Annotated in this window: 16 protein-coding genes; 13 read left to right on the top strand and 3 right to left on the bottom strand. The window is 41.4% G+C overall.

The annotated features are described in order from the left end of the window. Positions 1–12: 12 nt before the first annotated feature. The 3 genes from flgN to flgA form a co-directional block, all read right to left on the bottom strand. Positions 13–435 (bottom strand): flagellar export chaperone FlgN, encoded by a 423-nt coding sequence (gene flgN / locus ABZP26_RS04645; protein ID WP_016899393.1) that lies wholly within the window; start codon positions 433–435, stop codon positions 13–15. Beyond that, positions 432–722: a flagellar biosynthesis anti-sigma factor FlgM gene (gene flgM / locus ABZP26_RS04650; RefSeq protein ID WP_016899394.1), complete on the bottom strand. Its 291-nt coding sequence runs from the start codon at positions 720–722 to the stop codon at positions 432–434. The genes flgN and flgM overlap by 4 nt, the downstream gene beginning before the upstream one ends. Positions 723–815: 93 nt before the next feature. Next, positions 816–1,577, bottom strand: a complete 762-nt coding sequence (gene flgA, locus ABZP26_RS04655; protein WP_036956800.1) for a flagellar basal body P-ring formation chaperone FlgA — start codon at positions 1,575–1,577, stop codon at positions 816–818. A gap of 59 nt (positions 1,578–1,636) precedes the next feature. Here flgA and flgB point away from each other — a divergent pair, with 59 nt between their 5' ends. From flgB to ABZP26_RS04720, 13 genes are all read left to right on the top strand, one after another. Beyond that, the gene (gene flgB, locus ABZP26_RS04660) at positions 1,637–2,056 is read left to right on the top strand and encodes a flagellar basal body rod protein FlgB (protein ID WP_016899396.1); all 420 of its coding nucleotides are present in this window, start codon (positions 1,637–1,639) and stop codon (positions 2,054–2,056) included. Then, complete coding sequence (gene flgC / locus ABZP26_RS04665) at positions 2,056–2,472, top strand: flagellar basal body rod protein FlgC (protein ID WP_010391144.1); 417 nt, start codon at positions 2,056–2,058, stop codon at positions 2,470–2,472. Before flgB ends, flgC begins: the two co-directional genes overlap by 1 nt. Positions 2,473–2,476: 4 nt before the next feature. Next, on the top strand, positions 2,477–3,130 hold the full coding sequence (locus tag ABZP26_RS04670; protein WP_036956801.1) for a flagellar hook assembly protein FlgD: 654 nt from the start codon (positions 2,477–2,479) through the stop codon (positions 3,128–3,130). Between the two features lie 18 nt (positions 3,131–3,148). After that, positions 3,149–4,477 (top strand): flagellar hook protein FlgE, encoded by a 1,329-nt coding sequence (locus tag ABZP26_RS04675; protein WP_036956802.1) that lies wholly within the window; start codon positions 3,149–3,151, stop codon positions 4,475–4,477. Positions 4,478–4,488: 11 nt separating this feature from the next. Next, complete coding sequence (locus ABZP26_RS04680) at positions 4,489–5,220, top strand: flagellar basal body rod protein FlgF (RefSeq protein ID WP_036956803.1); 732 nt, start codon at positions 4,489–4,491, stop codon at positions 5,218–5,220. Between the two features lie 14 nt (positions 5,221–5,234). Continuing rightward, positions 5,235–6,020, top strand: coding sequence for a flagellar basal-body rod protein FlgG (gene flgG / locus ABZP26_RS04685; protein ID WP_010391154.1), 786 nt, complete (start codon positions 5,235–5,237; stop codon positions 6,018–6,020). Between the two features lie 2 nt (positions 6,021–6,022). After that, the gene (locus ABZP26_RS04690; RefSeq protein ID WP_013464383.1) at positions 6,023–6,745 is read left to right on the top strand and encodes a flagellar basal body L-ring protein FlgH; all 723 of its coding nucleotides are present in this window, start codon (positions 6,023–6,025) and stop codon (positions 6,743–6,745) included. A gap of 18 nt (positions 6,746–6,763) precedes the next feature. Beyond that, positions 6,764–7,873 (top strand): flagellar basal body P-ring protein FlgI, encoded by a 1,110-nt coding sequence (locus ABZP26_RS04695; protein WP_013464384.1) that lies wholly within the window; start codon positions 6,764–6,766, stop codon positions 7,871–7,873. Between the two features lie 11 nt (positions 7,874–7,884). Then, positions 7,885–8,346: a rod-binding protein gene (locus tag ABZP26_RS04700; protein ID WP_290191241.1), complete on the top strand. Its 462-nt coding sequence runs from the start codon at positions 7,885–7,887 to the stop codon at positions 8,344–8,346. A 6-nt stretch (positions 8,347–8,352) separates the two neighbouring features. Next, entirely contained in the window at positions 8,353–9,660 is a 1,308-nt protein-coding gene (gene flgK / locus ABZP26_RS04705; RefSeq protein ID WP_290191242.1) for a flagellar hook-associated protein FlgK, read from the top strand. Positions 9,661–9,671: 11 nt separating this feature from the next. Continuing rightward, complete coding sequence (gene flgL, locus ABZP26_RS04710; protein WP_028835463.1) at positions 9,672–10,568, top strand: flagellar hook-associated protein FlgL; 897 nt, start codon at positions 9,672–9,674, stop codon at positions 10,566–10,568. Between the two features lie 26 nt (positions 10,569–10,594). Continuing rightward, the gene (locus tag ABZP26_RS04715; protein WP_028835462.1) at positions 10,595–11,620 is read left to right on the top strand and encodes a hypothetical protein; all 1,026 of its coding nucleotides are present in this window, start codon (positions 10,595–10,597) and stop codon (positions 11,618–11,620) included. A gap of 243 nt (positions 11,621–11,863) precedes the next feature. Next, the gene (locus ABZP26_RS04720; RefSeq protein ID WP_016899401.1) at positions 11,864–12,703 is read left to right on the top strand and encodes a flagellin; all 840 of its coding nucleotides are present in this window, start codon (positions 11,864–11,866) and stop codon (positions 12,701–12,703) included. Positions 12,704–12,781: the final 78 nt, after the last annotated feature.

Genomic DNA, 12,781 nt, shown 5'->3' on the forward strand with positions numbered 1-12,781 from the left:
TATGTAACGTATTTATAAAGGCATTTCTGGGTACGCTTGTTTGTTTTCACCGCCAGTTAAACGCTGTAACAACCGACGTTGGCTTGAGAGTAATTGCCCTGAGCGTTCATTCATTATTTTGCAGGTTTTAGTTTTTAGCTCAAGCTGGTGTAATAATTTTGTAGTGAGCGAGTTTATATCAGCAGGCAGCAACGCGGTTAATTGTGCTAAGCCTTCTTTGCCACCTTGCAGGCCTAAACTCACCAAAAAGCCATCGCGCTGGTTATGTGATTCATTTAAGCTTTCTAAAAAGCCAAGCATTTTTTTATTGTGTGTTTCTAGCTGCACATTACGTTGGCTTAGCAATTCGTATTGCGTTTCAAGTAATTCAATTAATGCGTCTAGCTTAATAATGTCTTGTTGCAGACTTACAATATACTCTTTTACAGTTTTCATTTTTTATGAAGTTCAACCATAGCGTTAACGGTTTCATCAATATTAATTTTAAATTCACCACTGGCAATTGCCGCTTTCATTTGGGCTACTTTATCCATATCAACGTCTGGCTTTGCAGCTAAATCTTGAAATGTTGAGTCTATTGATTTACTTAATGCACTCACTGAATTTACTTGCTCTTGTTTAGCCGCTACAGGTTGTTGCTCTGGTTTTGCATCCAGTGATGAACGCTGGTTTGTTTTTTGGCTTTGCTCAACCGCAGTGGTTGTTATTGCGCTTATATTCATTGTTTGTTACCTAATTCGTTTATCGAATTTATATTGCTTAGTTTATATCAGCGACCAAGTACAAGCATTACTTAACTTTTATTTCGACATTTTTTAAAATGCCGCCTCTGCCACACCTTGCGCAATTACTCTGCCCTGAACTACTTTTTTTGATGATAAATTTTTTACATTAATAACCTCACCAAGCTGACCATCTTCAAGGGCAATGGCTTTAACATTGGCTGAGAAAGTGGCGGTATTTATTTGCAGTGAAATATGCTCATTTTTATTGATTAAATACTGCTTTTCTAGGTATCGGTTGGAGATCACCGTGCCTTTATCAATCTCGCGTTTAACGGTGAGTCCAACTAGCTGGTCAATACCTGTTTCGCCTTGATGGCGGTGCTTACCTAAATCCACGCTTTTATATTCTAAGTCTTGCTTATTAAGCACTTTACCTCGGTTTAAAGTGTGCTTGGCCGCCACTAGGTTTATCCACACACTTACTTTGGCACTGGCCCTAAAACGCCAAGCAGGCGATGGGCAAGATACAGAAATACTTACTCTGCCTGCGGGTGGCGTGTGACTTTGTGAGCGAGTGATTTGCAACTCATCACAGTTTAGGTTTTCGCTACCTTTAGGAATAAATAGCTCTATGTTTTGCTGCTGACTCTGCGAATTAATCGAGTGCAAATAGCTATTTATTTCACTGTGTAAAAACTGCCGAATTTCTTTATCAAAATTAATGGGGGTGGCCATAGCATGAGCTGGCAGTAGTCCAATAGTTAAAAGTAAGCGGAAAAACCAACGCTTCCCTTGGGGAAGTTCAGCTTCCGTATGTTGGGCTGTTTTTTGCTCTTTTTTTATGTAAGTCATTGAAAAAATATACTTTTAAAAGTTGGCATAAAGGTTGTTATACACAAGGTAGAAAGTGTATGCGAAGCGCGAAAGCATACAAGAAACAAAAATTAGAGGCAACAATGGAACTATTTGATAAAGCGTTAGGTGTTCACCCTTTTTCAATGAAATTAAGGTTAGACAGAGCAGAAATCATTGCCAGTAACTTGGCTAATGTTGACACGCCAGGGTTTAAATCTCGAGATGTAGATTACCGTCAAATTATGCAAAGTGTTTCATCCAGTTTTTCGCAAAACAGAGAGGTTGATTTTGCTGGCGTACAAACAGATGAACTTAAATATCGCGTTCCTTATCAACCATCAAGTGATGGTAATACTGTTGAGTTAAATATTGAGCAAGCAAAATTTGCTAGCAACAGTATGGATTTTCAAACCAGTTTGACCTTTTTAAATATGAAAATAAATGGCTTACATAAAGTTATTTCAGGGAAATCATAATGTCTTTTAATTCAATTTATGACGCTAGCGGCAGCGCCATGCGCGCTCAAGTTATTCGCCTCGATACCATTGCATCTAACTTAGCTAATGCCGATACCGCAGCCGGTTCAGAAGCCGACGCTTACAAGGCACTTAAACCGGTATTTTCTGCTTTGTACAAACAAACTCAAGACAGCCAATCAATTTCAGCCTCGGTTGACGTGTTAGGGATCACTGAGTCAAACCGAGCGGTAGAGCAGCGCTACGAGCCAAACAACCCAATAGCTAACAACGATGGTTATGTATTTTACTCCAACGTAAATGCACTTGAAGAAATGGCCGACATGATGTCTGCAAGTCGCAGCTATCAAACATCTGTTGAAGTAATGGGGCGTGTAAATAGCATGCAGCAAAGCATTCTTAAGTTAGGGCAATAATATTATGCAAGTTAATTCAGCCGTTCCAAGCGCTGCAGACGCCACAAAAAACACCACGAATATTGCTGGTAATAGCTCAGCAGATGAAATGTCGACCATGTTTTTAGAGTTACTCGTTGCGCAAATTAGTAATCAAAATCCATTACAGCCTATGGATGGCACCCAGTATGTAAGCCAGCTTGCGGAGTTTTCTAATGTTGAGTCGTTACAAAGCATTCGCCAAAACACCGCCGACGGCTTGGATTATGTCAGCAGCTTAGCGGTGCTCGAAGCCACTAATATGGTTGGTCAAACGGTTGATGTGCAAGCAAGCAGTATTGCCCTTGAGCAAGATGGCAGTGTCTCAGGCATGGTTAATTTAGGGGAAGGCGCAGATTCAGTCACTGTGCAACTTTATAACCAACAGGGTGAATTAGTTGAAGAAAAACAACTGCCTTATTCAGGAGTCGGTTCGCTGCGTTTTGAATTTGAAAACCAAGAAGCCGGTGCGTATGCAGTTAGAGCGTATGCCACTACCGCAGAGGTACCAAAGCAGCTTGATACTTGGTTAAGCGGTGAGGTTGAGCGTGTTTCTGTAGGTAAGTCGTTAGAAGATATTTTATTGCAAGTCGATGGTTTGGGTAATTTTGGCATCACTGAAATTAATCAAGTGGCATAAATAAGAGGAGTAAATAATATGTCTATGTTCAATATAGGATTAAGTGGTCTTAAAAGTACCCAAACAGGATTAGAAGTAACCAGTAATAATATTGCTAACTCGGGTACTGCTGGTTATAAAAATAACACTGCAGAATTTGCCGCGGTTTATAACGGTAGCCAACGCGGCGGTGTAAAAGTTGCCAATGTTAAAGAAGATTTTGTCACCGGTGGTGAAATTGTGCGCACTGGTAATGCGCTGGATATTGCTATTGATGGCCAAGGGTTTTTTGCCATATCAGAAAACGGCCGAACGGCTTACACCCAAGCAGGTCAGTTTCAGTTAGATAATGACTTAAATATTGTTAATGCCAACGGCGGCAAACTGCAAGGCTTTGGCGTGTCTCAAGTTGATGGTGGTGACCCGACAATTGTACCGGGTGTATTAACCGATTTAAAAATTGAAGCCTCAAACATAGAAGCGCAAGCTAGTACAAACATTAACTTTAACGGTAACTTAAGTTCTTCTAGCGATGTGATTGCTTATCCAACAGCTCCTGCGGTATTTGATCCTAAAGATGGCAGCCAATATAACTTTTCTCAATCTACCGAAGTGTTCGACTCATTAGGTAATAGCCATGTGATGACCCAGTACTTTAACCATACGGGTAGTAATGAATGGCAAGCGATGTTTTTCTTAGATGGTAAACCCCTTACTCAAGGTCAGCTCTCAGCGCTTGGTGCGACGACAGGTTCTCAAGCTATTGATGATGGTGCGGGTGGTTCAATTAACGCCGGAACCATTACACTTAACTTTGATACCGATGGAAAAATGGTGCCGTTTTCAGGCGATTTAACGGCGGTTGATTTAGAAGTGCCTATTACTTCAACACCAGGAAATGCAGAAATAACCAGTGGTGCTGCAGCATTAAATATCGCACTTAAATTTGATGGCACTACGCAGTTTGGTTCAAGTTTCAGTGTTAACGAAAATGATGCCAACGGCTATACCTCAGGAGCGTTTTCTGGTGTGAAAGTTGAAGACGACGGCCGTGTATTTGCAACATTTACTAACGGTGAATCTAAATTACAAGGCCAAGTTGTACTTGCTTCGTTTGCGAACGTTGATGGTTTAGAGCAAGGCAGCAATACCGTGTGGTATCAAACTGAAGAGTCTGGCTCTGCACTCTACGGCGAGCCAGAAAGTGGCTCACTGGGTAAATTGCTATCGGGTTCATTTATGGGCTCAAATGTTGATATTAGTGAGCAGCTGGTTGGTTTAATGTCATTTCAACAAAACTACCAAGCCAACGCAAAAACCATCAGCAGCGCTGATGAAATGATGCAAATTTTATTTAGTAACACCTAAGGAAGCTGAGCGTGGAAAAGTTAATTTATACCGCTGTTTCGGGTGCTGAACTTAATAATACCGCCTTACGTGTTGCTGCAAATAACCTAGCAAATGTTAGCACCGTAGGTTTTAAAGCCGACTTAGAGCAAGCGCAATCAATGATGGTACAAGGCGAGGGCTTTCGTACTCGTTACCACGCGCAACTAACACCAGTAACTACTGATTTATCGTCAGGGCCAATCATGGATACTGGCCGTAATCTTGATATAGCACTAAGCAACGGCGGTTATTTAGAAGTGATGGATGACAATGGCGAACCGGCTTATACCCGCGCGGGTAATTTAGTGGTTGATGCCGATGGCTTTATTACTGTTAATGGCCTACGTGTGCAAGGTGACGGTGGCGATATTCAACTTCCTGAGTTTGGTGATATTGAAATTGGCTCAAACGGCATGATTAACCTAACCCCCATTGGTGGCGGTGTAATTGCAGAAGATGCGCAAATTAAATTAGCCAGCACCGATGCAAACTTAATCAAAGGTGCTGATGGCTTACTCAGAGCTAACGATTTACAGCCTCTTGAGGCCGACGAAACAATCACAGTAAGAACTGGTGCTTTAGAAGGCTCTAATGTGAATGCCGTGGCTGAAATGATCAAAACCATGAATATCAGTCGCCAATTTGAGATGAATGTAAAAATGATGAAGTCTGCTGACGAATTAGCGACCAGCGGTAATAAGCTCATCAGTGGACGTGGATAAACAGGAAGCCAAACATGAATTCAGCATTATGGGTGAGTAAAACCGGTCTTGCAGCGCAAGATTTAAGAATGACAACAATATCTAATAACCTCGCGAACGTGAGCACTGCCGGTTTTAAAAAAGACAGAGCGGTATTTGAAGACTTATTTTACCAAGTACAAAAACAACCTGGCGCGCAGGTAGATGAGCTTAATCAGCTGCCATCTGGGATTCAGGTGGGAACCGGTGTGCGTATTAACGGCACGCAAAAGCAATTTACTGAAGGCAGTTTTGAAACAACCAGCAACCAGTTAGATGTGGCCATTGCTGGGCAAGGTTTCTTTCAAATTGAAAGCCCTGACGGCGAGTTATTATTTACCCGTAACGGTCAGTTTCAACTTAACTCTGAGTCATTACTGGTAAACAGCAACGGCTTACCATTGGCACAAAATATTGCGCTGCCAGAGGGCACCACCAAAGTGAGTATTGGCACCGATGGCACCGTTACTGCGGTAGTGGGTAAAGATGCGCAAGCGGTAGAGTTAGGTCAAATGTTAACGGTTAACTTTGCAAACCCTGCAGGCTTACAAAGTTTAGGTGGCAACTTGTACCGCGAAACAGCGGCATCGGGTGAACCTGTTGAGGGTATCCCTGGCGAAGATGCTTTTGGGGGCTTACAACAATTTACTATTGAAGGCTCAAACGTGAGCGTCGTTGATGAAATGGTGAGCATGATTGCCGTACAGCGCGCTTACGAGATGAACGCTAAAGTAGTCTCTGCGGCAGATGAAATGCTGCGCTTTATAAACCAAAACGTATGATTATGATGAATAAGTTAACATTATTTTTGCTGCTTTTAGGTGTTGCTGGTTGCAGCAACACTCCATCAAAAACTCAAATGGTGGAATGTGAAGTGGTGTATGGGGAAGTGAAATGCCCACAAAATACCACTCAAAAATCAGTTCAAGACTATGAAATAAGCCAAGATGCCTATGCACAGGGTTTGAATCAGCAAGATGGTAGCTTATTTCAAGATAACTATATGTTTTCTTTGTATGCAGATAAACGTGCTTACCGGGTTGGCGATATTTTAACTGTGGTGCTGAACGAGCGTACGCAATCGAGTAAAAGTGCCGATTCGAGTTTAGATAAAAGTACCGACTTGGATGTTTCGGTGCCAGTAGCTGGTGCACTCAATGTAGCTGATTTTAATTTGGGTATAGGCTCGAGTGCTAAGTTTGACGGTGAAAGCAGTGCCAGCCAGCAAAACTTCCTCAGTGGCGCTATTACTGTACGGGTTAATCATGTTTTATCTAATGGGTCGCTGGTTATTAAAGGGCGTAAGCAAATTAAGCTCAACCAAGGTGATGAATACATTGAAATTGAAGGGTTGGTTCGCCCAGGCGATATTGATGTAAGTAACCGTGTTTCGTCGCTTCGTATTGCAGAGGCACAAATAAGTTATACCGGCAAAGGCACTTTGGCAGATGCGAATCGCCCAGGTTGGTTTACCACTTTATTTACCCGATTCTTAAATCCGTTTTAAGGGATTACTGAGGTTTTAATGAAATATTTACTATTAATGCTAGTGTGCTTTTTTAGCCTATTAGCGCCTGCAACTGTAGCCGCCAAAGCACGTCCATTATTAGATATTGTTGATGTGCTAGGTGTGCGAGAAAACCAACTGGTAGGTTACGGACTAGTGGTAGGTTTACCGGGGTCGGGCGATAAAGCCCAAGTGAAATTTGCCGGCCAATCGTTAAGTAATATGCTAAAGCAATTTGGTGTCTCTGTAGATGAAGAACGATTACCAAAATCTAAAAATATTGCCGCCGTTGCGGTACATGCTACGTTGCCGCCAATGGGAAGCCCAGGCCAAGCCATTGATGTAACTGTGAACTCATTAGGCGATGCAAAAAGCTTACATGGTGGTAGCTTAATGTTGACCCCGTTAAAAGGGGTTGATGGCAAAGTGTATGCGCTAGCACAAGGTAACTTAGTGGTAGGGGGTATTAATGCCAGTGGAAAAAGTGGCTCCTCGGTGACTGTCAATGTGCCTACTTCGGGGCTTATTCCCAATGGCGCCATCATTGAGCGCAGTGTTACGGCTATGTATGAAAGCCAAAGCGATGTGATTCTTAATTTAAAAGATCCAAATTATCAAACTGCTCGCAATGTCGTGCGCGCAATAAACAAAGTATTTGGACCCGATGTGGCCACTGCTGAAAATTGGGCGCGTTTAGTGGTCAGTGCGCCAAGCGATGCCAATAGTCGCAACACGTTTATGTCGATGCTACAAGACATTAGTGTAGAGCAAGGCTCTGAGCGTCCTAAAATCGTATTTAATAGTCGCACCGGTACTGTAGTAATGAACGATACTGTACGGGTGAATCAGGCGGCCGTTAATCATGGCAATTTAACCATTACCATTAGCGAACAAGAGCAAGTGTCGCAACCTGGGCCGTTTTCAAATGGCCAAACCACAGCTACACAATCAAGTGATATCACGGTAGATCAACAACAACGAAATATGCTGCTGTGGCCTGAAGGCACCTCTTTAGATGAAATAGTTAAAGCGGTAAATGCACTTGGCGCAACGCCAGCCGAGCTTATGTCGATATTAATTGCACTTGATAATGCTGGGGCTTTAGAAGCCGAGCTATTAGTTATTTAAAGGAAATAGCCATGAAAATAGAGTCATCAACCCAATTATCTCAGTCATTAGCGATAGACCCCACTCACCTAGAAAACATTACCGGCAACAGTGAAGCAGGCGTAAAGCAAGCGGCAGAGCAGTTTGAAGCGATTTTTTTACAACTCGTATTAAAAAGCATGGACAGCACCACCAAAACTATGGCCGGTAACAATGGTTTTTTTAATAGTAACGAGCAAGCCCAATTTAGAGACATGCATAACGCCCAAACTGCGCAGCACTTGGCCTCAACTCATCAACTGGGTTTAGCCGAAGCGATTATTAAGCAGTTTGATGAGAAAATTACCCCGATAGAAAATACATTTAAGAATAGCCAAACCTTGGTCGCTAATGATCATCATAAAAATGCTGAAAATGTTGAACCCACCAAAAGCTATGATATTTATGCAGGGTCGGCGTTTGTTCAGCCATTGAATGCTAATACGATTAGGTAGTTAATTATGTCTATGTTAAATAACGCGTTAAGCGGCCTCAATGCAGCAAATATTGCGCTGACTGTGTCAGGGCAAAATGTGGCGAATGCAGCCGTTGAAGGTTACTCGCGTCAGCAAGCTCAATTTAAAACCTCTAATGTATATTTAGGCGGGGTTGAGGTGGCATCGGTTGACCGGGTTGTTGACGCCTTTTTAAATGATGATATTTGGCGTACTAATTCAGATACCCGTTATTATGAAAACAAACAGTCATATCTAGGTTTTATTGAGCAAATAATTGGTACCGACTCACTCAACTTAAATAACTCTCTTGCCAGCTTAACGGATGCACTTAATGCTGCGGCAACAAAGCCCGATTCACAAGCCTTTAGGCAGCAATTTTTATCTTCAGCCGAAGGCTTTATGCAAGATATTGCGCAAATTAATGGCGCACTGGCAGGCCAAGCAACAAAGTTAAATGCACAAATGAGTAACGTGGCGCTTAATGTGTCTTCTATAACTAAGCAAATAGCTGAAATTAACAGTAGCATTGGGTTAGCAACAGCAAATAATCAATCAACCGCAGAGCTGAAAGACAACCGAGAGCGGTTAGTAAACCAGTTATCTGGGCATATTGGTGTATCTATTGTTGAGCGAGATAATGGCTTTATTGATATTAGTACCTTAAGTGGTGCCCCGCTGGTGGTAGGTAGTAAAGCCGCCTCAATCTCAGTAAATGGTACTACAGTTACAAGCGAGTTTATTGGTCAAGAATTTACTCTTGATAAAAACGTCGGCGGTCAATTTGGTGGCTTGATCAGTGTTGATAACGATGTAATTAAACCAACCCTTGCAACCTTAAACGACCTAGTTGCCGACCTTGCTGATGATATGAACGGTGCACTGCAAAGTGGCTTTGATTTAAATAACGACCCCGGTGAAGCACTGTTTACTTACAATCCATTAAATCCATTAGGGACAATTGAGATAAACCCTGCGATCACACCCGATAAGCTTGGCTTTAAAGACAGTAGTACCTCAGGACCGGGCGATAACTCTAATATTGCAAATATTGTTGCCTCAATGGCAGGAAAAGGCGATAAATTTACGTTATTAGTGGGTGAGCTTGCCATTACCAGTAAACAAAACCTAAACAGTATTACCACGGCCACTAATTTGAGTGAAAACGCCATTGCTGCACGCGATAGCTTTAGTGGTGTAAACCTTGATGAAGAGGCGGCAAGCTTAATGCATTTTCAGCAAATGTATAGTGCCAATGCCAAAGTGATCAGCACCGCAGATCAAATGTTTAAATCTTTACTGCAAATGTTTTAAAGGGCAATATTATGAGAGTTAGTAGTCACCAGTTTCATTTAAATTCAATTAAAAACATTCAAAGTAATACTGAAAACTTTAACGAAAAGTCGATTCAGCTGGCAACCAATAAGCGAATTCTTAAGCCGTCTGATGATCCGCTTGGTACTGTGATGATTATGAATTTAGGTTCAGAAATTAAATCGCTAGAGCAATACAAAACTAATATGGATGCGGTTAACTTTTCATTAGGTCAACAAGAAGTGCAGCTTTCGGCCATAGTTAATCAAATATATTCATTGCAAAGTTTAATTACCACCGCGGCGGATGGCTCTATGGGTGAGTCAGAAATTAAAGCACTAGGCCAAGAAATGAGTGTGGCCTTTCCTGCGATTGTTGACTTACTGAATGCAACCGACAGCGATGGGAAGTATTATTTTTCGGGTAGTAAAACCGATGAAAAACCGTTTCAAATTGATGCTACGGGGAATTACGTTTATGCCGGGGACGATATTGTCAGAGAGGTCGCTGTATCTGACGACTCAAGTGTAAAAAATAATATTGTGGGTAATGATTTAGACCCTGGTGCGGGCTTTTTAAATGCAATGCAAGACTACCTTGTAGAAGTAAATAATCCGCCAGCGGGTGGCGTTGGCAATCAATCACGGGTGATGATAGATAAATTAGCTGACTTTTTAGGTACTATTAGTAGCCAAGTGACCACTATAGGCTCTACTATGGCTTCGCTTGATTCTATTACTACTAGTAATCAAGATATCACCACATTTACGGTTAATTTGCAGGATGATTTAAGTGCTGTTGATTATCCAGAAGCGTTTATTTCGATGAATGAATCTATGGCGGCGTATGAGTCGTCAATGCAGGTTTACTCAACGGTAAGTAAACTTTCATTGTTTTCATACATTTAAAATTTTAATACTGTCAGGAACTAACTATGCTGGTTAAAAGTAGCGAAAAGGCGCAAGCAATTGACTTGGTTAATACCAATAAATCGGATGCACTCGTTACATCATCAAAAGATTCTGCTAATAATTTGTGGAAAAACAAAATTGTTGCCAGAGAGGAGCAAGTTAAAGTACTGACTGATTGGGCGCAGCGCGGAGCGCTTAGTCAGGCGTTGGCAAAAGCTGAGCAAAGCGAAAGCACAATACGAAATTTGTACATGGGGCTTGAAAAGTTAGCGCAACAATTAAATACCCAAGCTGCTAACTCTCAGCCACAACCTATGCAACAACAAAAGATTAAAGTGCAAATAGCGTCACTACAGGGCATAGCAAATAAAAAAGGTTCAGGGCTTGATACCCAGCTAAAAATAACCGATCCAAATCGTGCTATTACCAAACAGCTTAATGCAAATATAGATCTACTTAGCGCACGCCCACATGAAGAAAACATCCAGCTAGTAATGGGGCGTTCGGGCAAATCATTAAGCTTAAAGCTACCCGCCTATCAAGACGAAAAAACCAATTTAACCACCATTCAAAATGCGTTTGCACCACATCATATTAATGTTGAGCTCAATCGTGAAAATCGCCTGCTTTTTAGTGCGCAAAAAGAAAATGCATCCCCACTTTTAGAGCCTTGGGTGATGAGTGGTCAAGGTGTGCGCGTTGCGGCGGGTAACCCGATTTCGTTGCAGCTTAATGATTTAGATAACCCACTTAATGAGCTTGCTAAAATAGCGGATAAAAATGCCTCTATTGCACAGCATCGTGAACAAATTCAAAGTGCGCAGCGTCATTTAAAGGCCAATTTAATAAAAATTCAGGCACAAAAACAGCAATTACAAAGCCAACTAGAGCAGCTTGACTCTGCTAGTTCATTAGGCAATACCGATGAACTACTTGCTTTAAGTTTAGGGGTTAAACAGCATATGCAAAACCCGAGTGTAAATAGTGTGGCTGCGATTATGTCGCAAGCAAACATTACTCGTAATATGGTGCAATACTCTCTCACTTAATTTTTTAATGCAGCAATCTAGTATTGCTGCATCGTTTTTTATTTCTGCTATTCCACTTATCTGCTTTTAGCCAGTCTAAAACGCTTAATTTACCTTTTTTGAACACATTGATTAAAAAAATAAAAAAATAAAAAAATAATTAGAAAAAAGTTTATGTAATTAAAAATATGGTCGCTCTTAGTTATTAGAAGGTGATTTAGGTTCACTAATTACTTTAGCTATTAATTCAAAGAGGAAATAAACATGGCTTTATCAATTCAATCAAACATGGCTTCAATGTCAATCCAAAATCAACTTGGTCGTAGCAACAACGATTTGTCTACAGCACTTGAGCGTTTAGGTTCTGGTTTTAAAATTAACTCTGCAAAAGATGATGCAGCTGGCCTACAAATCGCTTCACGCTTAAACGCACAAGTACGTGGTCAAGACGCTGGTTTATACAACGGTAACAACGCTATGTCTATGATGCAAACTGCTGAAGGTGCGTTTGATGAAATGACTAACATTGCTTACCGCATGAAAGAACTTGCTACTCAAGGTTCAAGTGATACAAACGGTGCAAAAGAGTGGGCTGCACAAAGTGCAGAATACACAGCACTAGCTACTGAGCTTACAAACATCATGACTAATACGTCGTTTGGTGATGGCACTAAACTTTTAGCAGCTGCTGGTAAGTTTGGTGCAGGTGCGGTTAATTTCCAAGTAGGTTCAAGTGCAGCAGAAACCCTTAATGTTGATATTTCTACAGAGCTAGGGAATGTGACAACGGCTATTGGTAATGCTGCTGCATTTACAGACGTTGCAACAGCACAAGCGCAGATTGCGTTTGTTGATACTTTGGTTGGCGAAATTGGTACTGCACGTTCAACGCTTGGTGCATCAATGAACCGTCTTGACCATACAATGACTAACGTATCTAACATGAAGCAAAACACTCAAGCTGCTGTAGGTACGTTAATGGACGCTGATTTTGCTGCTGAAACATCAAACATGACTAAGCAACAATTGCTAATGAACTCTGGTATTTCAGTACTGAGCACAGCTAACAGCACAACACAAATGATTGGTTCACTACTTCGTTAATAGTGATTAATCAATTAAGTATGCATAGCTACACCTAAGGGTGTAGCTATTATTGTTTATAGTCATAAGTAAAAAAAT

Source organism: Pseudoalteromonas sp. SD03 (assembly GCF_040937955.1).
Classification (GTDB): Bacteria; Pseudomonadota; Gammaproteobacteria; order Enterobacterales; family Alteromonadaceae; genus Pseudoalteromonas; species Pseudoalteromonas tetraodonis.